The sequence below is a fragment of the Hespellia stercorisuis DSM 15480 genome, assembly GCF_900142165.1.
GTDB lineage: Bacteria > Bacillota > Clostridia > Lachnospirales > Lachnospiraceae > Hespellia > Hespellia stercorisuis.
Map to the genome: position 1 here is coordinate 1 of NZ_FQZY01000062.1, position 24712 is coordinate 24712.

The following is a 24712-nucleotide window of genomic DNA, read 5'->3' on the forward strand; positions in this document are numbered from 1 at the left end:
AAACAAGAGCTGTAGCTGGCATCGGTTTTCACCATGGGGCGAGACCCCGTCTAGGAGCTTGGCTGGCACTCAGTGTATGAATAGATGGTACGAAGGAAGTTGGGACACGATCCCCTTAGACACGGAAGGTTCATCATCATAGTTGATCAGAGGGAAAATAGCCTTTATATAGCAAACGAAATGGATGCTTTTAAAGTTATACCTATTTTTCAACTATTCAGTACTTGATACTACGATATTCATCACTATCGGCTCTGTTTTAGAGGTAAATAAAAATCGTCAAAGCTAGTAAAATCAATAGATTTAGGCTTGACAGAATAGGAAGGGTATTATTTATGAACTTATCAGATTCGAAGAAAAAACTGGCTTTAGCCGGCGTTGTATGCGGTCTTGTGGCAGCGTGCCTCGCGTATTTTGGAAACCCGGCCAATATGGCATTCTGTATCGCGTGTTTCGTCCGGGACATGACCGGAGCACTCGGCATGCATCAGGCGGAGGCCGTAATGTATGCGAGACCGGAGATTATCGGTTTGGTACTGGGAGCATTTTTGATTTCCTTTGCGACAAAGGAGTACCGCGCAACAGCGGGATCATCTCCGATGATTCGTTTTATCCTTGGAATCGTTATTATGGTGGGATCGCTGATTTTTCTCGGCTGCCCACTGCGTATGGTCATCCGTATGTCAGCGGGAGATCTGAATGCGTGGATCGCACTGATCGGATTTGTGCTGGGTGTTGCGACGGGAACATTTGCACTGAAGAAAGGGTTCAGTCTTGGAAGAGCGCATGAGACGAACAAGGAAAGCGGTATGGTACTTCCGGTTCTTATGGTCGGTGTCCTGATTCTGCTGACCTGCACAAGCCTGCTGAAGGCGAGCGAGATGGGTCCGGGAAGTCTGCATGCACCGATTATTATGTCATTGATCGGTGGTCTGATCTTTGGAGCATTTGCCCAGAAGTCCAGAATGTGTTTTGCCGGCGGTATCCGCGACGTCATCTTAATGAAAAATTTTGACTTACTTACTGTAATTGGCGGATTATTTGTTGTAATGCTGATTTTCAACCTGGCAACGGGCAGATTTATCGTGGGCTTCAATACCCCTGGAATTATCGCTCATTCTGATCATCTGTGGAACATTCTTGGAATGTATGCAGTTGGATTTGCAGCGGTACTCGCAGGAGGCTGCCCGCTTCGTCAGCTGATTCTGGCAGGACAGGGATCTTCGGATTCGGCTGTGACGGTATTGGGTCTGTTCTTCGGCGCAGCGCTCTGCCATAATCTGGGGCTTGCATCGAGTGGAACGGCGCTGAATGCAGAGACGAAAGAATTAGTGGCAGGTGCAGTTACAACAAACGGAAAAGTGGCCTGCATCATCTGCATCATTGCCTGCTTCATCATCGCATTTACAAATAAGCGGGAAGCAGCAAAATAGAAAAAACCCGTAGTCGATTTGCGGAAAATCAGCTATGGAAAGAAGCAGGATGATATGCTATTATAGGGAAAGAAGGAAAAAATATGAAAGAAGTAGATGCAAGAGGACTTTCTTGTCCGGAACCACTCATGATGACAGCTGAGGCACTGAAGACGGAGAAGAGCCCGTTCAGGGTACTCGTAAGTGAACCACATCAAAAGACAAATGTTGAAAAATTCGCAAAGGACCATGGGAAGAAGGCAACAGCAAGAGAAGTCGGATCTGAATTCGAAATAGTGATTGAATAATGAGAAAAAAAGAATTAAAACTTGTCGTGACATTTCATACGACCGCGGATGCAATGGCTATGGAAAAAGCCTGCAAGGAGGAGGGGGCACCCGGGAGACTGATTCCGGTTCCGAGAGCAATCTCAGCCGGATGCGGTTTATCCTGGTGTGCGGACCCGGAGCACAGGGATGCTCTGAGCGCAGTCATGAACAGCGTGGGAATCAAAGAAGAGGACATGCACGAGTGCATGGTGTAGAGAATGCGGCAGCCCAGGTTGGAAAAGAGGTACCGCTTTGAATAACAAAGGAGCACCTCTTTTATTAAAATTATCTATAGAAGCAAAATGCGAAAAACAGGTGGAATGGTTGACAAATTTGTTGAAATATGGCATTCTTAAGAAACGGGTTATTTATATGGGGGTGGTTAGGTAACTGGTGTGCCTCCTGGTCTTCAAAACCAGTGTGGGGCGTTTAGAGCGTCCCGGGTGGGTTCGATTCCCACACATCCTCGCCAAAAGAAATTAAGAGGGTTACTCATATAAAACAGACATGCATGATGTATGTCTGTTTTTTAATGTAAGAGGAAAGTTCAGAGAACTTTCCTCTATTACATTAAAACCCTCCGGGGGATGCGCACTACGCACAAATGGAATATGGTCACTAGCGTGACCGCGCTTTGGCGCGAGAGTTTCGCTTGCGAAACTCTTTGTTCTATCATAGAAAATGCCATCGAACTTCTATAGTGTATTCATACACATTTGCACAGTGTTCCGCATAAACCAAGAATAAAGAGGTTTTTTATGGATCTTGGAAATCTTTCGGATTATTATATTGTCATTGTTGTTCTGGCGTGTCTGGTCGTCGGATACTGTATCAAAAACATCACCTGGCTTGATGCTGTCAGCAACGAATATATTCCGATGATCATGGCTATACTCGGAGCTGTACTCGGATGTATTGCGAAGGGGCACTTGTCCCTGGACAATATTGTATACGGGGCACTCAGCGGGCTGGCATCGACCGGTCTCCACCAAATGTTTAAGCGGACGATTCACTGCATGGGTGAGAAGCGGGAGGATGGGAAATGAGCCTGAATGGAATTGATATTTCCAGCTACCAGCAGGGGCTGGATCTGGGGACTGTACCCTGTGAGTTTGCAATCATCAAAGCGACAGAAGGAACGTCCTATGTAAATCCCAGCTGTGAGACGCATTTTCAGCAGGGGCGTGCAGCTGGAAAAAAGCTGGGAGTGTATCATTTTGCCCGTGGGGGAGACGCCGGGATTGAGGCAGACTTTTTTTTGAGTAATATCCGCGGATATCTTGGGAGTGTGCTTCTCGCGCTGGACTGGGAGGCGGACGTCGTAAAATATGGGCCAGGATATGCGAAGGCGTGGCTGGACCGGGTGCAGAGCAGGACCGGGGTGAAACCTCTGGTCTATATGTCCAACAGTGTAGTGAACCAATATGACTGGTCGGACGTGGTCCGCGCAGATTATGGACTGTGGAATGCCGGATATTACGCGGGCTATCGGCCCATGGGATATAATCCGGATGCGCCTATATACGGACAGCTGGGGGCATGGGGAAACTGCGCGGTGTACCAGTATACTTCCAGCGGCCGGCTGCAGAACTGGGGCGGAAATCTGGATCTGAATGTGTTCTACGGAGATCGCAATGCGTGGGATGCATACGTGAAAGGAACGGTACAGAGGCCGGAATCTCCGCAGCCGGTCACTCCGCCAAAGCCGTCAGGTTCTGCGCCCTCAGTGGTCGATTTTGTGTACTCGGTGAGGGCAGGCGGCGTCATTTACGAGGAGGTGACGAACCTGAATGATTATGCAGGTGTCAGGGGAGTTCCGATTACGGATGTGGCAATTCGCTGCAGCAGAGGCTCTGTGCGCTATAGAGTGCATGTCCTGGGCGGGGGCTGGCTGCCCTTTGTAACGGGCTACAACTGGAGCGACCACGTGTACGGATATGCGGGAAACGGACAGCAGATCGATGCGGTGGAGGTGTATTATTACACACCGGCCGACATCGTACAAAGCTACGGATATCAAAAGGCACAGTACAGAGTGTCTCCGGTAAACGGAGGATATTTTTCATGGCAGTATGACAACGAGAGAACAGGCGGGCAGGACGGATATGCAGGGGGATTCAATATCCCGATTGACAGGTTTCAGATATTTTAGTAAGATAATGCATGAGAAGAACCGGATATATAAAAGACACAGAGGGAGAAAGAAATGAAAAAATTAGATGGAATTATATTTGACATAGACGGAACAATCTGGGATTCGACAGACGTGGTGGCTGATTCGTGGAATGTGGCGATAGAGACCTGCACCGATTCAGACGTGAGAGTTACGGCACCGCAGTTAAAGCAATTGTTCGGGAAGACGATGGATGAGATCTGCGATGTGATCTTTCCGACACTGACACGGGCGGAAAAGAACTTTTTTGCAGAGAAATGTTATGAGGTGGAGAATGAGCGGCTTTTGACTTATCCTGGGACGGTGTACGAGGGGATGTATGAGACGATAGAGGCATTGTCGCAGCAGTACCCGCTGTTCGTGGTCAGCAACTGTCAGAAGGATTATATTCCGATCACACTGGAGGCAACGAAGATGACCCCTTTCTTCAAGGATCATCTGTGCTTCGGCGAGACGAACACCTCCAAGGGGAAGACAATCCGCACACTGATGGAAAGGAACCATCTGGAGCATGTGATCTACGTCGGGGATACCCAGGGAGATGCAGATGCGTGTAAAGAGGCGGGAGTTCCCTTTGTGTGGGCACGGTATGGCTTCGGCGAGGTGCCGGATGCGAAAGAAAGTATCGGATGCATCGCGGAGCTGCTCGCGCTGGTGGCGGAGTAGCTTTGTATCTGCACTGGAAATAAGAGCCGTTGATTTAAAGAGCTATTGATTTAAAGCGTCGTTGATTTGCAGAGGGTGCAGCATCTTACAGATGCTGGTAATAAAATACAGCAACCTGTGTCCGATCGCGCAGCTGCAGTTTATCGAGAATAGAACTCAGGTAGTTGCGCACCGTTCCCTCACTCAAAAACAGCTTACCGGCAATCTCTTTGTTGCTCAGCCCGTCGGCGATGAGACGGATGATTTCCAGTTCCCGGTCGCTGATATCCTGCTCTCCGTAGTCAAATTCCGAGGAAGTCTGGAGGAGTCCCGGGATTTTTGAACTGATCTCGTTGCCGAATACGGTCTGTCCGGTACAGACGGACTTCAGTGATGGGATTATGCTGGCATAATCCTGTTTCAGAATATACCCCTTGGCGCCGATTTTCAGCGCTTTTACGATATACTCATCATCGGAGAAGGTAGTCAGAAGCAGGATCTTTGCATCTGGAAATTCTGACAGAATCGCGGCGGCGGCATCCAACCCGCTCAGCTGCTTCATTCGGATGTCCATAAGCAGGACGTCTGGCCTGTGTTCCCGGTAAAGGGAGATGGCTTCGGATCCGTCGGAGCCTGTTGCGGCCACCTTGATTTCTTCACTGGCCTCTAATATTGTCTTCAATGCGCCTGCCACAAGGCAGTCGTCGTCTACAATCACAATGTTCATGTGCTTTTCCCTTTCTTTGATTTGTACGAAGGAGAAACCTAAACCTGCCGCAGCGTTTGCAGTCAGGTTATTTTTACGTCTTCGGAATCATAATAAATATCTTAAATCCCTTTTCTCTGGATATCTCCAGCGTTCCCTTCAGAGTGCTCACACGATCTCTCATATTAATAAGTCCGAGGCCGGAATCCGAGTCATTCATGGAAACAGTACCATTGTCGGACAGCACCAGCTGAAAGAAGCCGGGATGCTCCCGCAGCGTGAGGTACGCATGGCTTGCGTTACTGTGCTTGGCAATGTTGGACAGCCCTTCCTTTACAATCGTGATAAAGCAGTATTTTACATCACGCGGAACATCAAAGGATATGTCGTATTCCAGGGTGACAGGGCAGAAGCTGAATCCACCGGTCAGTCCTTCGATGACCTCGCGCAGATTCACAGACTCATCGTGAAGATCATGGACGCTGGTGCGGATGTTGTCCATGGCTGTGTTCAGGGTACCATCCAGTGATTCCAGCGGTGCGTCGAGGGCCTGTTCCCGGTTGATGGCTTTCAGGGCACCGACCATGAGAATGGAGCGGGAGAGCATATGCCCCACATTATCATGAATCTCCCGGGCGATGCGGTTTCGTTCCCGCAGTGTAGCCGTGTAGATCTCATAATCCTGGTTGTCCAGAAGTGCCTGGTTTTTCTCGGAGAGAAGGAGATTTAATTCCGTGCTGTCATCTCTGGTTTTTTTTAACAGAGTATGCAGCTCTGTGTAGGACAGAGTCTGCCTGGCGAGATAGCAGGCGAGAAACAGACCGAAGATCAAAAATATCCACAAGATCGGAATATCCGAGATGCAGAAGGCTGTGATTCCGATCAGATAAAGCAGAAGAGCCGGATAGTTTCCAATGGCCATCGCATCGTAGGCGATAAGCGGGGTGAACAGGCAGAGCCGGGGCAGGAAGAAGAGCGCAATCCCGTAAAGCAGGGTGGTGACCAGATTGTAGTCAGGATGGTGTAGACTGGCGAGAATCCCCTGTTTAGTCCGGCCTTCTTTATAAAAGAAGTAGAGTGTCGCAGACAAAGCAACGCCGGTCAGAAAAGAGGAGACGTATGAGGTGTCTGCCTTTGTAAACAGCAGCGTGCCGAAGCAATAGCAGAGCAGGAAAAATTTGTCGGTCAGTATCCGCATAGTCAGCCTCCTTTCACTTAGGTTGGTATCTCCATTTATTATAGACAAAAACATGACAAATGTCATCTGCAAATTCTCACATTGGACGTGACAAATGTCATGCAGAGTGCTGACAGCGGACACTTATATTTCCAGCGGAGGAGGATTATACTGTAGTTACAGTAATCTGTCAGAGACACGATAACTTAGTTAAAGGAGGAAACAGGATGATAAAAATAGAAAATCTGGTAAAACGTTATGGGGAATTGCTGGCACTGGACCATTTGAATCTGGAGGTCGAGGAGGGAGAAATCTTTGGTCTGCTCGGACCGAACGGATCGGGCAAGACGACGGCAATCAGCTGTCTGCTGGCACTCCTGAAATATGACAAGGGGACGGTGGAAGTGTTTGGAAAGACGATGGCACCGGACAATTACGAGGCGAAAAAGCAGATCGGTGTGGTACTGCAGAATGTGGCCGTGTTTGACGAGATGAGTGTGCGGGAGAATATTGATTATTTCTGTGGTCTTTATGTAAATGAAAAAGAAAAACGAAAAAGTCTGGTGGAGGAGGCAATCCGGTTCGTGGGACTGGAGGACTACACGAAGATGAGACCGAAGCAGCTGTCGGGGGGCCTCCTGCGGAGACTGAATATCGCCTGTGGAATTGCCCATCAGCCGAAGCTGATCATTATGGATGAGCCGACGGTGGCGGTGGATCCGCAGAGCCGGAATAAAATTCTGGAAGGAATCATGGAACTGAACCAGAAAGGCGCGACGATCATTTATACTTCTCACTATATGGAAGAGGTAGAGCAGATCTGCAGCAGGATCGCCATTCTGGATCATGGACGGTGTATTGCCCAGGGAACGAAGGAAGAATTGAAGAGTATGATCAAGACCGGAGAGAAGATCACGATAGAAGGGGTTCTTCTGGAAGCGGAAAATCTGGCGGCAATCGGAGAACTGCCTCATGTGTTTGATACTGCATACGAAAATCAGGAACTGACGGTGCGCTGCAGCGGAGCTAAGCATAATCTGGTTCGGATACTGAATTATCTGCAGGATCAGGATGTTGCATTTGGAAGAGTTTTCTCTGAACTGCCGACATTGAATGATGTATTTTTGGAGATCACAGGAAAAGAACTGCGGGATTGATGTTCAAGGGAGGAGGTATGAGAGATGCTGCATTTAATAAAATATAGATTCATATGTACGCTGAGGGACCGGACGTCCATGTTCTGGGCCATGGCATTTCCGCTGATATTGGCTACATTATTCTTTTTTGCATTTTCCAATATTGGAAAGAACAAACTGGATACCATTCCGGTCGCACTGGTGCAGAGCACGGAATCAGAGGCTGGAGATGCCTTTGGCGAATTTCTGAAAGAGATGGCAGAAGATGATTCCAAGATCATCAAAGTGGAGGAACTGTCGGAGAAAAAAGCGCTTGATCGCCTGAAGACACGAAAAGTTTATGGGATTTACTATGCGCAGGAGACACCGGCGCTGACCGTTGCATCCGAGGGAATCGAGGAGAGCGTTCTGCAGTCGCTTCTTGACAGCTACAACCGCAATGCGGACATGATGCGCAGCGTGGCGCAGGAAAAGCCGGAGGGAATTGGTGCAGCGGCTGAGGCAATCGCGGATTACCGGAATCTGGTGAAGGAGACCTCTATCAATGGAAAAGAAGTCAACGGTGTCTTGCAGTATTTTCTGGCACTGATTGCCATGGCATGTCTGTATGGATGCTTTCTGGGATTTACTACATCCATAGAGCTGCAGGCAAACCAGAGTGATCTTGCCATCCGCAGAAGTATCACTCCGACCCACCGGCTGAAGCTGGTGTTTGTGGATCTGATCGTCACATTTGCGGTACATTTTGTGAATCTGATGATCCTGCTCGCCTACTTGAAATATGTGCTGAAACTGGACCTCGGGGAAAACATGGGAGGAACGGTTCTTGTCTGTGCGGTGGGAGGTCTGATCGGTGTGGCCATGGGAATCTTTATCGGGAGCTGCGGAAACAGAAAAGAAGGTGTAAAGATCGGAATTATGCTGGCCGTTAGTATGGTCTGCAGTTTTCTGGCAGGACTGATGATGGCGCAGATGAAAAATGTTGTGGAGCAGTACTGTCCAATCCTGAACCGGATCAATCCGGCGGCATTGATCTCCGATGCGCTGTACTGCATGAGCATTTACGATAATCCGGCGCGGTATGCCAGAGATCTGATCACATTGATCGCTATGGCAGCTGCCTTCACCGTAGGGGCATTTCTGATGATGAGGAGGGAACGCTATGACAGTATTTAAAGGCTATATGAAGATCACGAAAAGACTTTCCGGAATGATTATCATGTACCTCGTGATATTTACGGGGGTCACTATCTCCATGCAGTTCGCAGGGGAGCAGGCGGAGGAAGGCAGCTATGCGGCAGAAAAACTGAACATCGCGGTGGTGGATCAGGATGGAGGAGATCTGGCGAAGGGGCTGGCGGCATTTCTGAAAGAGAACCATCACGTGGAATATATGAAAAATGATCCGGAAGTGATGCAGGAAGCACTGTATTATGAGACGGTGGATCTGATTGTACGGATTCCCGAACAGTTCGAGGAAAAGTGCCTGGACGGGGAAGAAACGCTTCCGATCACGAAAGTTCCGGGGACGTATAACGCAATTTATGCATCTCAGCAGATCAATACATTTCTGAATCAGGTGCGAACATATAAGGCAGCTGGATATTCAGTGGCGGAGGCTTCTGAAAAATGCAGGGAGCAGAAGACATCAGAAGTGAATCTTCTGGATAAATCGAAAACTACGGGAGAGGTAAAGTCCTATGGATATACGTTCCGGTATATGCCGTATCTGTTCCTCACCGCAGTCTGCTATGTGCTGGGGATGATTCTTGCCTCATTCCAAAAGAAAGAGGTAAAGAACCGGATGATAGCCTCCGCGGTGTCACTGCGCAGACAAAACGGGGAGAGCATTCTGGCATTCCTCGTAGTCGGTGGTGTGATCTGGCTGTTTTCTATGATGGGGATTCTGGCGATGAACGGAAAAGCATTTCTGGAGGATCCGTACAAATGGTATTATATTGTTAATTCACTGCTGCTGATGCTGGTATGCCTCGCTATCTCTATGGTTCTCGGGCTTCTGGTGAACAAGCCGACGGTGATCAATAACATCGTGACGCCGCTCTCGCTGGGAATGTGTTTCCTGTGCGGTGCGTTTGTGCAGATGTCATTGCTCGGAAAAAGCGTGCTGAAAGTATCCAGATTCCTTCCGGTGTACTGGTATGAGGTGGTCAATGAGACGCTGGGCACCTGCATCACCATGACCGACAGCATCCGCCGGTCGATTATTCGAGGATTTGGGATTCAGCTGTTGTTTGCGGTGGCCCTCGTAGGAATTGCCCTTGCTGTCAGCAAATTTAAACAGCAAGAGCAATAAAGAAATTATCTGGCAATCAGAACAATGACGCTTCTTGCGCCAATCAGAATGCAGTTGTCATCCAGGCTCGGCATGTTGTCTTCCGGGTAGGTGGTGGCAGCTGCATTTCCTGTATTTACAGCCACATACCAGCTCAGATCTTTTGGAAGCGTGGGCAGTGTGACCTGCAGACTTTCCCAGTAGGCGTTGATGCCAAAATAGATGATATCGTCCCCGTCGAGGCATTCGTCGTATCCGGCGAACATGGTTCCGACGAAGCGGACATCGCCCCCAAATTCAGACACCCAGGGGGTCTCTGCGTGCTGGCTGATCGGCGGGAGCCCGGTGGAACTGGGCGGGAGGGGACGGCGAATCACCGCGTGCCGATGCCGGAAGGCAGTCATATATTTGCAGAAAGTGAACAGATCCTGATTTTTCTCCAGGAGACTCCAATCAAGCCAGGAGATTTCATTGTCCTGGCAGTATGCATTGTTATTGCCGAACTGACTGTTGCCGAACTCATCTCCTGACAGGAACATGGGGGTTCCGTGACTGCACATGAGAGTGGCGAAGGCATTTTTGATCAGACGGAAACGGAGTGCCAGAATCTCTGGATCGTCGGTCTCACCCTCAGCCCCGCAGTTCCAGCTGGAATTGTCGTTGCTTCCGTCGGTGTTGTTCCAGCCGTTGGCCTCGTTGTGTTTTTCATTATATGCATATAGGTCATAGAGTGTAAATCCATCGTGGCAGGTCAGAAAATTGATGGAGGCGTTGGAACCGCGATACTGTGGATCGTAAATATCGTGGGATCCGGTGATGCGCTGCGCAGCACTTGCCCCCTGCCAGAGATCACCCTTGAGGTAGCGGCGAATATCGTCGCGGTAACGTCCGTTCCATTCGGCCCATCGCTTAAAGGAAGGAAAGTTGCCTACCTGGTACAGCCCGCCGGCATCCCAGGCCTCGGCGATCAGCTTGACGTCGCCCAGAATGGGATCCTCTGCGAGGGCATGCACCAGAGGGGGCTTGCTCATGGCGGAGCCATCCTCATTTCGCCCCAGAATGGACGCGAGGTCAAAGCGGAAACCGTCCACATGGTAAGTAGCAGTCCAGTAGCGCAGGCAGTCCAGAATCAGATTGCGTACAATCGGATGGTTGCAGTTGACGACATTTCCGCAGCCGCTGAAGTTATAGTACTTGCCGTCAGGGGTAAGGAGGTAATAGATATTGTTGTCAAAGCCCTTGAATGAGATAAAAGGTCCGTCTTCGTTCCCCTCTGCAGTGTGGTTGAATACCACGTCCAGAATGATCTCAATTCCGTTGTCGTGCAGGGCTTTGATCAGCTCCTTGAGCTCGCGTCCCTCATGATTGTACTCCACGGCAGCCGTATAGCTGGTGTTGGGAGCAAAAAAGCTGATTGTGTTATATCCCCAGTAGTTCAGCAGCTGACGTCCATCCACGATACGGTGGTCTGCCATTTCGTCAAATTCGAAGATCGGCATCAGTTCCACCGCATTGACACCCAGTTCTTTCAGATAGGGAATCTTCTCTTTCAGAGCGGCATAGGTTCCGGGATACTCAACGTCGGGAGCCATCTTCGTAAAGCCGCGCACGTGCGCTTCGTAGATAATAAGATCGTCCATCGGAAGCTTGGGCGGGACAGAGCTTTCCCAGTCAAAAATGTTTCGCACCACACGGCCCCGATAGCCAGGTGAGTCGATTTCCTTGGAACCCCAGACGCTCTGCCCTGTGACGGCCTTGGCATAAGGATCCAGCAGAATATGACTTTTGTCAAACAGAAGCCCTCTGGAAGGATCGTAGGGACCGTCGAGCCGGTAGGCGTACTCAAATTTGGAAAAGTCAAGACCGAAGACGGCCATGGAATAGACGTGGCCGATTTTGTAAGTCTCGGGAAACGGAATGACGGCGTAAGGATGGGCAGCCTTGCGGTGGAAGAGCAGCAGCTCGCAGGATGTGGCACCGATGGACTGGACGGTGAAGCTGACTCCTCCGGTAAATGCGACAGCACCGGTCATCATAAAAAATCCGGGCCGGACATCGAAGCCGTTGATGCGGTCCAGGGGATACAGATGCTTTGAGGTGTCCGAGAAGGGAGCTGTCTCATCGGTAAAGTCAAGGGTTTCGTCTGGGTTTCTATCATTTGTCTTCATTCATACCTCCATTTTGTGAAAAATCCATATGTTATTTGCTGCAAATAGTGAGAATAATTTCATTGTCCTAAAGCAGTCCCTCACTTCTGAAGGACCGCTTTACATAGGTTTATTATACCGTCTTATACCGGGGTTGTCATGTAAAATGTTCTGTACAGGCGGAGCAGTGCCGTTGAAATGTTGAAATTTGTGTGATAGAATAGAAAGCAGTAAAATTATAGAGAAAAGAGGATGTAGTTATGGCAGAAGAGCATACAGAAGAATGTTCTGGATCCTGCGAGGGATGCGCACATTCTGACTCCTGTGGAAGTAAACCGCAGGATATGAGAGCCCCGGCAAATGCACAGTCAAAAATCAAGAAAGTGATCGGTGTCGTGAGCGGAAAAGGCGGTGTTGGAAAATCACTTGTGACGGCATCACTTGCGAGGACCATGCGTGAGAAGGGATATGCAGTCGGAATTATGGATGCGGATATTACAGGCCCGTCGATACCAAAGATGTATGGAATCCATGAACAGGCGATGGGGACGCAGGATGGAATCTATCCGTGTATTGCAAAAGACGGAACGAAAATCATGTCCATCAATCTTTTGATGGAGGATGAGGAGGCACCGGTTATCTGGCGAGGCCCTGTGATCGCAGGTGTGGTGACTCAGTTTTGGTCAGATGTTATCTGGGGAGATCTGGACTATCTGTTCGTGGATATGCCGCCGGGAACCGGTGATGTACCGCTCACAGTATTTCAGTCACTTCCGGTTGATGGTGTTATCATTGTGACGTCACCGCAGGATCTGGTACAGATGATCGTGAAGAAGGCTTACAACATGGCCAGACAGATGCACATTCCGATTCTCGGGGTGGTGGAGAATTACAGTTATCTGGAATGTCCGGACTGTGGAAAGAAGATCAATGTCTTTGGTGAGAGCCACATTGACGAGATTGCGGTGGATCTCGGTGTGGAAGTACTCGGAAAGATGCCGATAGATCCAAAGATTGCACGTGCAGTGGAGGATGAGCAGTTTTATGATGCAGAGAATCCATACCTTATCAGTGCGGCAGAAAAAATAATGTAAACGATAGCTGTTATAACGAAAATAAAAGGAGCTGCACACTGGCTGATTTTTAATCAGCCAGTGTGCAGCTCCTTTTATTTTCGTTATATCACATTTAGGAATGTGCAACAGTCCAGCGGTGGTGCATATATTTGTAAAATCGCTGCAGCATCTCAATCAATAGTGTCAGATATCGGAAAATCGGCTCCGTGACAATGGAGAATACTACGAGCAGCATGCCGCATTTGAGGGAAATTGCTGTGATTCCAAACAAATCGTGGAAGAAAATGATGGAAACCAGTAAACCGATTATCATGCAGATCCACACGGAGAGCCGGAGCATATTCATGGGCTTGCTGATGCGGAATAAAATCAGCAGTCCGACCACGGCAAGCAGCAGTGCGGAGGCGGTGGAGACATCTGTGGAATCCACGCCGAATACATGTCCGAAGGTTACCATGGAACCGACCACAATAAAATTAGTGAGTCCGGCGGGCAGCGCGGTCAGCAGGACATTGGTGAGAAAGTGGCCGGTGATCCGGTTCTTGTTCGGCTCGAGAGCCAGGAAGAATGCAGGAATTCCGATGGTGAACATACTGACCATGGAGATTTGTGACGGGGTCAGCGGGTAGCTGTTCAGCGTGATCATGGAAAAGAGTGCCATCAACAAAGAGAAGATGTTCTTTACCAGAAACAGGCTGGAGGAGCGTTGGATGTTGTTGACGACACGCCGTCCTTCCAGTACAACCTCCGGCATGCAGCCAAAGTTGGATTCCAGAAGAACCAGCTGAGAAGCCTGCGCCGCAGCGTCACTTCCGGACGCCATGGCGATACTACAGTCCGCATCCTTCAGAGCGAGCACATCGTTGACACCGTCACCGGTCATGGCAACAGTGTGACCCTGCTGTTTCAGCACTTCCACAAACTGGCGTTTCTGATTCGGAGTCACGCGGCCAAAAACTGTATAATGGAGCATGGCATCGGCCATGTCATCCAATGTGTTCAGTGTGCTGGCATCGATATAATTTTCGGCACCGGTGATACCGGCTTTTTTTGCAATCTCGCAGACGGTCACTGGATTATCACCGGAGATAACCTTGATGTCAACGCCCTGTTCTTCAAAGTAAGCGAATGTAGTGGGCGCCTCCTTCCGGATCGGATTGGCCATGAGCACCAGCGCGTAGGCATCCACTGCCTCGGTCAGAGGCTGCCCTTTTTTCACTTTCCCGTGATATTTACCAAATACCAGGACACGGAATCCCTGAGAAGAGTATTTCTCAATCTCCGTCTGCTCTTTTCCGTACTGCTGGCGCAGGACGAACTCAGGCGCTCCCAGCACATAGGTGACGGAGTTGAGAGTCGCACTGCTGTATTTTGTTGCGGAAGAAAAACCGGCAACACTGCTTGCTCGGATATGTGTGTTCTTTTTAAAATAGTTCTGAAGTGCGGCCATGGTGATGTTATCCTTGCTCATATTGTGGGCGAAGTCGCCGAGCAGAATCTCCAGAGGCTGCATCTCGTCCGGCTTGTAGGCAGACAGTGTGATCAGCGCATTGACTTCCATGGTGTTCTCCGTGATGGTACCGGTCTTGTCGACACAGAGTACATCCACCCGGGCAAGGGTCTCGATGCAGGACATCTCGTGAACCAGTACTTTCTTTTTGGCGAGACGCATGACGGACACGACCAGGGCAACACTTGCCAGCAGGTAGAGACCCTCCGGAATCATACCGATAACGGCGGCGACCATGGAAATGACGCTGTCCCGAAATGGTTCATGCTCTACCAGACACTGCTCACCGACCAGAATCAGACCGATGGGAATGATCATGATGCCGACCCATTTGACAAGACGTTTCAGAGAGCGCATCATCTCGGAGTCACCCACGTCCGTGACAGCCTTGGCCTCCAGTGTAAGCTTGGAAATATAGGAATCCTCGCCTACTGCGTCCATCCGCGCCAGACAGCGCCCGGATACTACGAAACTTCCGGAGAGGAGCTGGTCACCCCGCAGTTTGGTAATCTCGTCGGACTCACCTGTAATCAGGGATTCGTTGGCCTGGACCTCCCCGGCAAGCACGGTTCCATCCGCCGGAATCTGTCCGCCGGCAGAAAAGACGACCACGTCATCCAGTACCAGTTCGTCCGCAGAAATTTCAATTTCTTTGCCACCGCGGATAACATGCGCCTTTGGCGCGTGAAGTACGGTCAGATTGTCCAGTACCTTTTTGGAACGGATCTCCTGAATGATACCGATCAGCGTGTTGGCGATGATGATCGGAAGAAATGTCAGATTTTTGAAGGAGCCGACCACGATTAGAAGGACAGCAAGTACCGCGAAAATATAGTTGAAATATGTAAACACATTATCATGGATGATCTGCTTTACCGATTTGGAAGGCGGATCCACCGGAATATTGGAATATCCTTCTTCAAATCGCTGCGTCACCTGCTCGGGGCTAAGACCCTTCCGGGGATCAACGTGGAATCGCTGAATGTGTTCCTGGCGAACCGGAAGGTCAGCTTCTTCTATTGGTTGTTTTTTGAATTTTATCATATGCGTCCTTTCTTTATATGTTTATGTCTGGATGGAGGTTTTGTACTGCTCATTGCTTTGAGGTAAGCCAGTCATCCGCAGTGCCGTTCGATTCCGCGCTGCTTCATCTCACTCGCGGGCATTCGCCCTATTGACAGATGATAGCAAGCATTTACTTATGTGCGAGCACAACGTAAACGCCTGCTATCAGCTGTCGGCACTGCTCGTTGCTGTCGCGTACATTATAGCATGATTTAAAGTGGATTTACAGATAAATGAGGGGGGTAAATCTTAAGAATCTATAACATTTTAGAATTTGGGATCGGGACTGTCTGATTTATATTTATGAATGTCTGGTAGTGTTCATGAATGTCTGCTGGCTTCTTGCAAAAATAATATTTATTGGGTATAATCTTCAATATTATGCATTTAAGAAGGAATCCGCCGTAGGCGGGAGGTATATGAAATTGCGGGAGGTCAAAAGTATGCAGGTCAATAAAATCAAAGCGGCAAGAGGAGAGGCAAAAGCGGAGCTTGTCTTAAAAGGCGGGTCTGTCTTAAATGTTTTTACGGAAGAAATCATACAGGCAGATGTTGCAATCGTGGGAGATACCATTGTCGGAATCGGCGATTATGAGGGAGAGCGGGAGATGGACTGCCGGGGAAAGTACATTGCCCCGGGGCTGATCGATGGGCATGTGCATATTGAGTCGTCCATGGTCACACCATTGGAGTTCGCGAGGCAGATTGTCAGACAGGGGACGACCACGATCATTGCGGATCCCCATGAAATCGTGAATGTGTCCGGTGCCAGTGGACTTTCGTTTATTCTGGACAGCTCGGAGGAGGTGCCGGTGACGGTCTACGTGATGGTTCCGTCCAGTGTTCCGGCAACGGATGTGGACACCAATGGGGCCGGAAAATTTCTTGCAGCCGATATGGAGCCGTTCATGAGTCATCCGCGTGTGTTGGGACTGGGGGAAATGATGCGGTTTATGGATGTGCTGGGAGAAGAGCTGGAGACGATGGAGAAACTTCAATTGTTCAGTGACCGGATCATGGACGGACATGCGCCCGGCATCACCGGAAAAGATGTACAGGCTTACAAGCTTGCCGGAATCTATGACGATCATGAATGTGGGACGGCGGAGGAGGCCCTGGAAAAACTCCGTGCCGGATTTTATATCCTGGTGCGGGAGGGCAGCGGTGCACACAATCTGAGGACGCTGGTCAAGGGATTTCTGGAGCAGAAGGTTCCGCTGGAGCAATGCCTGTTCTGTACGGATGACAAGCATCTTGAGGATATTGAAAAAGAAGGCCATATCAATGCCTGTGTGCGGATGGCAATCGAGATCGGTGTGCCGGTGGAAAAGGCTTACAAAATGGGCTCTTACTATGCGGCAAAGGCATATGGTCTGAAAGATGCAGGTGCGGTTGCAGCTGGATTTAAGGCGGATCTGATGATTTTGGATGATCTGAAAACGGTGAAGCCGGAGAGCGTGATAAAAGCAGGCCGGCTCATCACAGAGGACGTGCTGAATGCTTATTCATACCGGATAAAAGATGAGTCGCTCCTGGATACGGTTATATTTGATGAACTGACTAAAGAAAAGCTGCAGGTGAAGCGGAAAGAGAAAAATCATGTGATGGAGCTGGTTCCGTATCAGCTCCTGACCAGACACTGCATCGAGATGATTCCCGGGGAAGGCGAGGTATTTGTACCGGACAGCGAATATACGAAATTATGTGTGGTAGAACGGCATGGAAAAAACGGAAAAGTCGGAGTCTGCCCGATGAAAGGGTATGGAATCAAGGGAGGTGCGATCGCAACGACAGTTTCCCATGATTCGCACAATATCATTGCGGCAGGGGATAACGATGAAGACCTGATTCTGGCAGTGGAGGAATTGAAAAAAATCCGTGGAGGCTACGTAATTGCGTCCGCTGGGGAAGTGAAAGCTACTCTGCCGTTGGAAATCGGTGGATTGATGAGTCTTGACAGTGCTCCAAATGTGCAGAGGCAGATCAGTAAGATGGATAAGATGGCGCGGGAAATGGGGGTGAAACAGGGAGCGGATCCATTTACCACATTGTCATTTATGGCACTGACGGTCATCCCGCAGATAAGGCTGACAGAAAAAGGGATGTATGATGTGGAGACATGGTGTTTTGTAAAGGAATAAAGAAAATGCGATGCAGACAGGAGCCGGATATTGTTTTATGCAATAGGAAAGTTCTCTGAACTTTCCTATTGCATAAAAACCCTCCGGGGGATGCGTACTACGCACAAATGGAATATGGTCACTGAGGTGACCGCGCTTCGGCGTGATGTTAATTCTCAGCGGCAACCTCTGCAAATTCGGTAGTTACCAGTTTCTCGTAAGGAACGCGCTCTTTCAATTCTCCTGCAGATTCCAGAATATCCTGCATCAGATCAAACGCTTCTTCCGTGAAAATCAGATCATTTTTCCAGGTATCCTGATCCTGATAGCGGGAGACAATTGTGGTCAGGGTCTTTGAATCCATATCGTCAAACTGCGGCAGAATAACAGTGGCAATCTGGGCAGCATCATGCCCCTGGCAATATTGAAGTCCTTTTTGCAGTGCATTGGTGAAATTTTGAATGACATCAGGATGTGCGTTGATATAACTTGTTTTTGCGCAGAAGTCCGTGTAGGGAACAAAACCACTGTCAACTCCGAGGGATGCAACGACATATCCGGAACCTTCCTGCTCGAGTTTGGTGGCAGATGGTTCAAACTCAACTGTGGGAGGAAAAAGACTACACCACCTCAGTATTAAATTTAAAACCGCACAATCTGTGGGTTTTATCAATATTAATCTCAGATACGACTGTCTTCCAGAAGACGGATTTGTGCTCGGCATCCAGTTGATCATAAAGACAGATCCAGTTCCCGGACAGCAGCTCCGTGACATATTCGGCGATCACAGTGTGGGGACCGGAGGACTGTTCTGTATCGAGTTTTTTCTTTATCATATCATATTGTTCATCATAATACGATTCCGAAATTCGTCCTTTTTGAAATTGAATATTCAAACGATCCAGTTCAGACTGCAGTCCGAGGATCCTTCCCTGGTTGGATACCCGGCGCTTTCTTGCCTCCTCCATCTGGATGGTGGTGTCCAGGGTGACCGGGACCTGTTCCAGCATATATTTCTCTACGGTGTTTTCATGGATCGTCATGCCGCAGGAGCAGAGCCGGCGGTTCTTCATGTGATTGTAGCAGCGGTAGGATTTATACAGGAACACCTTTCCGTTTTTCTTCCGGTTCTTCTTTACGTAGCCGCAGAGGTTCTTTCCGCAGACAGGGCACTTGATGAGCCCACTGAAAAAGTAGGCTTCATGCTCCTCGGCTGAAGTTCTGGTGTCGCTGATCTGTTGGATCAGCCGGTACTGCTCTTGGGTGATGTAGGGCTCGCAGGCATCCGGTATCCCCTGCACGGTCCCGGTGTAAGTCTCCCGGGTGAAAAGCTTGGCAAAGGTGGCATATGGTGGGACCAGATCACCAAATTCTTCCAGTAGATGCTGGTATGTCCTGCGCTTGTTCATGCAGCCGAAGTAATACTGGAACATCTCATCCACCAGATTCATGGTGCTCTCGTCCTTGAACAGATGTCCATTCACCGCCTTGTATCCGAAACAGGCAATGCGGCCGCTGGTAACTTCCCCGACAGACCTCTTGTAGTCCAGCACGGCTTTGATTCGTTCGGAGGTGCGGTCACACTCCGCCTGATTGACCGAGAGCATAATATTGATGACCATCTGGCCGTTGGCAGTGGAAGAGTCGTAGTTCTCAAATATGGTCTTCCAGTAACAGCGGTGCGCTGCGAGGATCTCCTCAGTGGTATTGTAATCCTTGATGTTGCGAAACCATCGATCCAGCTTGGTGACCAGTATCATATCGACCTTTCCCTTTTCTACGTCTGATAGGAGCCGCAGCAGCTCTTTGCGGTGATTCATGGACTTTCTTGCGGAGATTCCCTCATCAGCGTAAACGTCCACGATTACATAGTTGTGTTCTTTGGCGTAGGCCGTCAGGGCTTTGCGCTGCGCCTGCAGGGAGAGACCATTCAGGTGCTGCTCTTCCGTGCTTACCCTGATGTAGATTGCACATCGTTTGATTTTAGTTATATCCATTATGATCACTCCTTTGTAAGTTTATTATTTTAGGGTACAAAAAATACACCTATTGCAAGGTGCACCCGTTGTGTGATATAATTTGTTTGTGGTTGATTATATCGGATGCGGATGCATCTTGTATAGTGTCTTCAACGAAACAGTTCGGTACGCCAATACCGGGCTGTTTTTAAATTGTATTCCACCTATTGGGCCTTGAAATCACTCTTCAACGTCTATCTGGAAAATATGCGGTAATCATCAGGATGATTTTCTACTTTGGAGCTGTTACATTAAATGTGTATGGAGAAAATTTTAATTTATAATCATCACTATGTCCCTCCACAATCACCTGGAGATCTTTTGTGCTGTCAATGGCTTCAAAAGAAAGAATGCCAGAGGAAGAAGCATTGGGCATTATTTCCGATGAAAGGGATTGATGATCTGCTTTGAAGTTATATGTCTGTTCGTGCTGCACCCCGTCTTGGACTAATTTGGTTGAACTTTCCCACAGATAGCACTTTTCGGTGGTGTTGTTTGTTACAGTCATATAGACCCTTGTTTCATTATCAGCAAATTCAACTTTGTCTACGGAGACAACAAGACCGTTCTGATCAACTACACAATCAGTTATGTTCCATGTGCTGTTTGCTTTCGAGAATGCGTCTGTATAGGTTGTTTTCTCGATGCTCAATGCGGTTAATTTTGCCCATGTTGAATCAACACCAATTATTGTTTTCCCGTTATACGCTCCGTCAATTTTAGCATCAACTGATACGTATTCATCGGATACAAACTTTTCGTCAGCGAGTTCTTTTTTTACATAAACGAGTACGCTATTTTCATAATGCTCGTCAGTGTACACCTGCAATGCATATATTTCGTCACTTTCCTCAACACTCAATATTTGCCCGGAAAATTTAATATATTTTCCTTTGTAATCTTTCGGGTTGGACGCTACAACATCGATATTGTCTACATATTCCATTTTTTCCGCAGTTTTTACCCCTGATGCTTCACTGGACTTAGAACTGGAGCTCGTGGAATCTCCGCTTAAAGCTATAAACCCAATACCGCAAAGTACCACAATCCCGCATATTACAGCAATCACAACCGCAATTTTTGATGAAGACTTCCCCTTTTTCGGTTCCGAAGCTACCGTAAATGGAGCAGACGGCGTATACGCCGGAGTTGGAGCAACAGGTGGAACCGGAGCAGCCTCTGGCGGAACTGGGACAGCTTCTTGTGGTGCCTCCGTCACGGTTTCTTTAAAATCCGGTGTAGGGCATCCACAGTTTGGACACGCCGGCGCTTTGTTTGAATACTCTTTTCCACATTCTTCGCATTTTATTAATGCCATTTTATTTCCCTCCTCATTTGTAACCCGCACATTTATAACGACCACGTTATATAATCAAATCATCTTACCAATCCGAAGGTTCGGAATAAAGTAGATGATGTAATTATCCACTTCTTTGTAGAGCCCATATTTATCTCTGTAGCATTCCACTGCATCGTATAGAAATTCATCTGTCACACCCAGATGTTCTGCAATTTCTTGGCTGCTCCGGCACCCATGCTCGAAAGCATTCACAATCCCTCTCAGCCCGATCTGCTTGTTGTACGCCCAAAGTCTTGCCTGTCGTTCCTGCTTGGCGTTCTGGGCATCTGACAGATCCAAGATGTTTCCCACTGTTGTGTGGTGGTGCCCGAGTTCTTCGGCCAGAACGCAGGTCTTCTCTGTTGTAGTTTCAATTCCCGTATCAATTGCTACATTCCCATCTACGTATAGTCCAGACAGGTTATCTTCTAATCTGAAGTCATGGACATTTACATTGTTGTCCGCAGCTTCTTGTATAAGTTCTTCGTATTTATTCAAGAAAATCTCCTCCTAAATCGTTATGTGTCTATATTAACAAAATGCATGTACGATTTATCGGACTTACTGCTCTGATTTGATAAATGCTGCGAAAGCCTTGATTCTGTCAATCTGTTCTTCTGTATATTCCGTTCCATCGAAGTGCGCTGCGATGGTGTTGGGTTTGTCAGGTTCCTCTTTATCCCATCCCATTAACTTCTTAGGGGTCGTGTGTAATGCTTTGGCAAATAGTTCTATTTTTGACTGTTGTAAATCGACCTCACCTTTTTCTATTTTAGTAATAGAAGAACGGTCTGTGTATCCCGTCATTTTCGCCAATGAGTCTTGAGACAAACCTAATTCTAATCTCAGTTTTTTTATGTTCTTATATAAATCTAACATTGATACACCGCCTTTCATAAGATGACTATACCACGATTGTGAAAGAAAATCAACAAAATTGTTAAAAAATGTTGACAGATATTCACAAACATGATACAGTGAATTTAAATCAGCAAAGGAGGTGCGATATGACAGATGTAGTGGCATTAAGAAAATGCATTGAAGATTCTGGAATGACAATGGTCTTTATATCTAATAAGACTGGAATGCTAAGAGAAACCCTATATAATAGGCTTTCTGATAAGAAGAGCGATTTTAAAGCTTCTGAAATCATAAAACTATCAGATGTTCTTGGATTGTCAAACAAGGAAAGAGATGCAATTTTTTTTGCAAATGAAAGTGAATTAAATTCACGAACGGAAGACGAAGCAAAGGAGGTGGTGTAGATGACATTCCCAAGTATTCAGATGAATAACGGAGAAGTTTTTAGCGGGGAGAAAATCGGAGAACTCACTGAATTTATTATCAAAAAATTCTCCGAGGAAAATCTTTCGAGAGATGAAGCAATCCATATTTTAACGACTACTTCTGAAATTATCGGAGAGTATGCCATTGTTCGATTATCAGATTAAAGAACTTTTTGTGGTAGCTCTTGCTTGGTTAGATACTATAGAGGAAATCATCGATAAGCGGTGATGTGCCTGATAATTTATTTATTTGCTCGAGAAGATTTCGGTAACAAGTACAACCAGCAACACATAACATAATTTAGAAGATTGGAGGTATTGATATGAATCAGAAACAGGATTGTATCATTAGAGGAACACCACCAACATTAGACAAACTGGCAGCGATATTGACCCGATTATTGGAAGATCAGAGAGGTACAAAAATTACACATACCCTTGAAAAGGAAGGCGACAAGAAGGATAAAACCGCTTAGGCGGGGAGAGGAGGACAGGCCCATGATGAACCAGGAAGAAATAAAGCATCTTTTAGATGCGGTAAGTCCATACGAAGAAGATCCTTCAGACACGAAATATAACTGGAGGCGTGCACAGATATCTTTTGCATTGTCCATAGGGGCGATTACTGATCAGGAGGAAGAGAAGGAACGTGAGATGTGTATCAAGTGGTATTTTAATGGGGATAGGAAGGAGGTGGAACATTGTCAAGAAGAAAGTACCGGCGCAGACGCCGGAGCGACGGAGCAGACATTGTGATAACAGCAGTGCCGATCATTATACTGAGCAGCATGGTCCTGTACTGGCTGGCGTTCGGATACGCAATATAAAAAGGAGCGCTTAGATAGTCCCGGCAAGGACAAGCGCTCTGATAAAAAACCAATTACATTATAACAATTTTGGAGGAGAAAGTAAATGATACATTCAGAAAATGGGGTTATTACATTAAAAGGAGACCCTGCGGAACTAGCAACTGAGCTAACACTCGCCATAGCACAATTCAAAAAAGAGTTGGAGAAAAACGCTCCTAAGGTGTTCGCAGATAAAGTCGTAGGAAAATTATTCTCTGCAGCACATATTGATCCGGAAACAGTGTATAAACAGGAGACACAGCATGTGGATGAGAACATCTTATTGGAGGTTATGACGGATGCACATATTAGGATTTTAAATGGATTTATGAAAGATGATATTAAGAAGATTGATGCCGTGCTGGGAACCGAAAATGAGCGTCCGAAAGTAGACGCAGCATTACTATACGCATGTATGTGTGAAATATTATTTTCCAATGAGGAGAATGCGGAGGAATAGTTGTGAATCGGAGAGACGATTGGGATGACGACGATTACATGGAATGGGCCGACCGTGAGTGCCTGGCCAGACAAGAAGTGGATCGGATAGAGAAGAGTATGCATAGGCGGAAAGCTGAAAATTACAGATTGGAGGAAAATAATGAACCAGTTAGCATTGAGGGTTAACCAGAACCCTGGAACCATAGAACTTAACTTTGAGGAGCTGAATAAGCAGCTCGATACAAAATTGGCGGAGTATAAGGGTGCCGTTTTTACAGAGGAAACAAAGGATATTGCAAAAGGCGAGGTGGCCGGACTACGAAGACTAAAAAAAGAAATCGATGAAGCCCGGAAAGCCACAAAGAAAAAATGGATGGAACCGTGTGACGCATTTGAGGAGCAGATGAAAAACCTGACAAAGAAGATCGATGAGCCGATCCAACTGATCGATGACCAGGTGAAAGAGTTTGACGCCAAAAAGAAAGCAGAAAAGCGTGTACAGTGCCGAAAGATTTACGACGAAATTATTGGAGATATGGGGAGATATCTTCCTTTTGAGAAGATATTTAATCCGAAGTGGGAGAACGTCTCCACTTCCATTAAAACAATACGGGAGGAAATTTCGAAGTATGTGGAAGATGCGAGGATAACGATAGACGCTATCAAGGCAATGCAGTCCGAGAAAGAATCCGAAGCAATCGAGGTGTACGTAGACACGCTCAGCATGGCCAAGGCAATCGATGTGATCAATCTGTACGAGCGCCAGAAAGCTGAGATTCTTGTCAGAGAAGAGGAACGGCGTAAACAGGAAGAGGAGCGCCGGCTGCAGGCAGAGATTGCCAGAGCAAAGGCCGAAGAACGGGCCGCCATTGCCAGAGAAGAGCAGATTAAGAACGAAGTAAAGCAGGAAATGCAGCAACAAGTAGCTCAGCCGGAAGAAGAACTAGAAGTATTGAAAGAACCAGCTTTTCTGCAAGGAGAGGATGTGGAT

General features: G+C 47.7%; 28 protein-coding genes and 1 tRNA gene. 20 read left to right on the forward strand and 9 right to left on the reverse strand.

Annotated elements, in window-relative coordinates:
- Window positions 1-335: 335 nt before the first annotated feature.
- The 8 genes from yedE to BUB85_RS16390 all read left to right on the forward strand — a co-directional run bounded on the left by yedE (window position 336) and on the right by BUB85_RS16390 (window position 4580).
- The gene (gene yedE, locus BUB85_RS16360; RefSeq protein ID WP_073112470.1) at window positions 336-1433 is read left to right on the forward strand and encodes a YedE family putative selenium transporter; all 1098 of its coding nucleotides are present in this window, start codon (window positions 336-338) and stop codon (window positions 1431-1433) included.
- An 83-nt stretch (window positions 1434-1516) separates the two neighbouring features.
- Entirely contained in the window at window positions 1517-1720 is a 204-nt protein-coding gene (locus tag BUB85_RS16365; RefSeq protein WP_073112472.1) for a sulfurtransferase TusA family protein, read from the forward strand.
- On the forward strand, window positions 1720-1956 hold the full coding sequence (locus BUB85_RS16370; RefSeq protein WP_073112474.1) for a DUF3343 domain-containing protein: 237 nt from the start codon (window positions 1720-1722) through the stop codon (window positions 1954-1956). Before BUB85_RS16365 ends, BUB85_RS16370 begins: the two co-directional genes overlap by 1 nt.
- 37 nt (window positions 1957-1993) lie before the next feature.
- Complete coding sequence (locus BUB85_RS21555) at window positions 1994-2131, forward strand: hypothetical protein (RefSeq protein WP_159434666.1); 138 nt, start codon at window positions 1994-1996, stop codon at window positions 2129-2131.
- A tRNA-Sec gene (locus tag BUB85_RS16375) sits at window positions 2116-2213 on the forward strand. Before BUB85_RS21555 ends, BUB85_RS16375 begins: the two co-directional genes overlap by 16 nt.
- 286 nt (window positions 2214-2499) lie before the next feature.
- The gene (locus BUB85_RS16380; protein ID WP_073112476.1) at window positions 2500-2787 is read left to right on the forward strand and encodes a phage holin family protein; all 288 of its coding nucleotides are present in this window, start codon (window positions 2500-2502) and stop codon (window positions 2785-2787) included.
- On the forward strand, window positions 2784-3893 hold the full coding sequence (locus BUB85_RS16385; protein ID WP_073112478.1) for a GH25 family lysozyme: 1110 nt from the start codon (window positions 2784-2786) through the stop codon (window positions 3891-3893). The genes BUB85_RS16380 and BUB85_RS16385 overlap by 4 nt, the downstream gene beginning before the upstream one ends.
- Before the next feature lie 54 nt (window positions 3894-3947).
- Window positions 3948-4580, forward strand: coding sequence for an HAD family hydrolase (locus BUB85_RS16390; RefSeq protein ID WP_073112479.1), 633 nt, complete (start codon window positions 3948-3950; stop codon window positions 4578-4580).
- Between the two features lie 85 nt (window positions 4581-4665).
- Here BUB85_RS16390 and BUB85_RS16395 read toward each other — a convergent pair whose 3' ends face one another.
- Both BUB85_RS16395 and BUB85_RS16400 read right to left on the reverse strand, forming a co-directional pair.
- On the reverse strand, window positions 4666-5286 hold the full coding sequence (locus tag BUB85_RS16395; RefSeq protein ID WP_073112481.1) for a response regulator transcription factor: 621 nt from the start codon (window positions 5284-5286) through the stop codon (window positions 4666-4668).
- 73 nt (window positions 5287-5359) lie between these two features.
- Complete coding sequence (locus BUB85_RS16400) at window positions 5360-6463, reverse strand: sensor histidine kinase (RefSeq protein WP_073112482.1); 1104 nt, start codon at window positions 6461-6463, stop codon at window positions 5360-5362.
- 206 nt (window positions 6464-6669) lie between these two features.
- Between BUB85_RS16400 and BUB85_RS16405 the strand changes: the two genes are divergently transcribed.
- The 3 genes from BUB85_RS16405 to BUB85_RS16415 are packed head-to-tail and all read left to right on the forward strand — an operon-like array spanning window position 6670 to window position 9892.
- Entirely contained in the window at window positions 6670-7599 is a 930-nt protein-coding gene (locus tag BUB85_RS16405) for an ABC transporter ATP-binding protein (protein WP_073112483.1), read from the forward strand.
- A gap of 24 nt (window positions 7600-7623) precedes the next feature.
- Window positions 7624-8754, forward strand: a complete 1131-nt coding sequence (locus tag BUB85_RS16410) for an ABC transporter permease (protein ID WP_073112485.1) — start codon at window positions 7624-7626, stop codon at window positions 8752-8754.
- Window positions 8741-9892 (forward strand): ABC transporter permease, encoded by a 1152-nt coding sequence (locus BUB85_RS16415; RefSeq protein WP_073112487.1) that lies wholly within the window; start codon window positions 8741-8743, stop codon window positions 9890-9892. The genes BUB85_RS16410 and BUB85_RS16415 overlap by 14 nt, the downstream gene beginning before the upstream one ends.
- A gap of 5 nt (window positions 9893-9897) precedes the next feature.
- Here the strand turns inward: BUB85_RS16415 and glgX are convergent, their stop codons facing one another.
- Window positions 9898-12039: a glycogen debranching protein GlgX gene (gene glgX / locus BUB85_RS16420; protein WP_084534091.1), complete on the reverse strand. Its 2142-nt coding sequence runs from the start codon at window positions 12037-12039 to the stop codon at window positions 9898-9900.
- A gap of 239 nt (window positions 12040-12278) precedes the next feature.
- On the opposite strand from glgX, the gene BUB85_RS16425 reads away from it, so the two are divergent.
- Complete coding sequence (locus BUB85_RS16425) at window positions 12279-13112, forward strand: Mrp/NBP35 family ATP-binding protein (protein WP_073112489.1); 834 nt, start codon at window positions 12279-12281, stop codon at window positions 13110-13112.
- A 94-nt stretch (window positions 13113-13206) separates the two neighbouring features.
- Here the strand turns inward: BUB85_RS16425 and BUB85_RS16430 are convergent, their stop codons facing one another.
- A complete protein-coding gene (locus tag BUB85_RS16430) occupies window positions 13207-15648 on the reverse strand; it encodes a cation-translocating P-type ATPase (RefSeq protein ID WP_073112491.1) in 2442 nt (813 codons plus the stop codon).
- A gap of 464 nt (window positions 15649-16112) precedes the next feature.
- On the opposite strand from BUB85_RS16430, the gene ade reads away from it, so the two are divergent.
- Window positions 16113-17810 carry an adenine deaminase gene (gene ade, locus BUB85_RS16435; RefSeq protein WP_143160758.1) on the forward strand — a complete coding sequence of 566 codons (1698 nt, stop codon included), beginning with the start codon at window positions 16113-16115 and terminating at the stop codon, window positions 17808-17810.
- Between the two features lie 148 nt (window positions 17811-17958).
- Here ade and BUB85_RS16440 read toward each other — a convergent pair whose 3' ends face one another.
- The 5 genes from BUB85_RS16440 to BUB85_RS21225 all read right to left on the reverse strand — a co-directional run bounded on the left by BUB85_RS16440 (window position 17959) and on the right by BUB85_RS21225 (window position 22025).
- Window positions 17959-18462 (reverse strand): type 2 periplasmic-binding domain-containing protein, encoded by a 504-nt coding sequence (locus tag BUB85_RS16440; RefSeq protein WP_073112493.1) that lies wholly within the window; start codon window positions 18460-18462, stop codon window positions 17959-17961.
- Entirely contained in the window at window positions 18410-19786 is a 1377-nt protein-coding gene (locus BUB85_RS16445; RefSeq protein WP_073112494.1) for a recombinase family protein, read from the reverse strand. Before BUB85_RS16445 ends, BUB85_RS16440 begins: the two co-directional genes overlap by 53 nt.
- 253 nt (window positions 19787-20039) lie before the next feature.
- Window positions 20040-21125 (reverse strand): zinc ribbon domain-containing protein, encoded by a 1086-nt coding sequence (locus BUB85_RS22100; RefSeq protein WP_073112496.1) that lies wholly within the window; start codon window positions 21123-21125, stop codon window positions 20040-20042.
- Window positions 21126-21179: 54 nt separating this feature from the next.
- Window positions 21180-21644 carry an ImmA/IrrE family metallo-endopeptidase gene (locus BUB85_RS16455; RefSeq protein WP_073112498.1) on the reverse strand — a complete coding sequence of 155 codons (465 nt, stop codon included), beginning with the start codon at window positions 21642-21644 and terminating at the stop codon, window positions 21180-21182.
- A 63-nt stretch (window positions 21645-21707) separates the two neighbouring features.
- Window positions 21708-22025, reverse strand: coding sequence for a helix-turn-helix domain-containing protein (locus BUB85_RS21225; protein ID WP_073112500.1), 318 nt, complete (start codon window positions 22023-22025; stop codon window positions 21708-21710).
- Window positions 22026-22153: 128 nt separating this feature from the next.
- Between BUB85_RS21225 and BUB85_RS16465 the strand changes: the two genes are divergently transcribed.
- From BUB85_RS16465 to BUB85_RS16485, 7 genes are all read left to right on the forward strand, one after another.
- On the forward strand, window positions 22154-22411 hold the full coding sequence (locus BUB85_RS16465; protein WP_073112503.1) for a hypothetical protein: 258 nt from the start codon (window positions 22154-22156) through the stop codon (window positions 22409-22411).
- On the forward strand, window positions 22412-22597 hold the full coding sequence (locus BUB85_RS16470) for a hypothetical protein (protein ID WP_073112505.1): 186 nt from the start codon (window positions 22412-22414) through the stop codon (window positions 22595-22597).
- Between the two features lie 158 nt (window positions 22598-22755).
- Window positions 22756-22908: a hypothetical protein gene (locus BUB85_RS21560; protein WP_159434667.1), complete on the forward strand. Its 153-nt coding sequence runs from the start codon at window positions 22756-22758 to the stop codon at window positions 22906-22908.
- A 22-nt stretch (window positions 22909-22930) separates the two neighbouring features.
- On the forward strand, window positions 22931-23188 hold the full coding sequence (locus BUB85_RS16475; RefSeq protein WP_073112508.1) for a hypothetical protein: 258 nt from the start codon (window positions 22931-22933) through the stop codon (window positions 23186-23188).
- A gap of 156 nt (window positions 23189-23344) precedes the next feature.
- Window positions 23345-23740, forward strand: coding sequence for a hypothetical protein (locus BUB85_RS16480; RefSeq protein WP_073112510.1), 396 nt, complete (start codon window positions 23345-23347; stop codon window positions 23738-23740).
- 2 nt (window positions 23741-23742) lie between these two features.
- A complete protein-coding gene (locus BUB85_RS21565; RefSeq protein WP_159434668.1) occupies window positions 23743-23907 on the forward strand; it encodes a hypothetical protein in 165 nt (54 codons plus the stop codon).
- Window positions 23882-24712: DUF1351 domain-containing protein (locus tag BUB85_RS16485; RefSeq protein ID WP_073112512.1), on the forward strand; the 831-nt coding region annotated here is incomplete at its 3' end. The genes BUB85_RS21565 and BUB85_RS16485, both read left to right, overlap by 26 nt.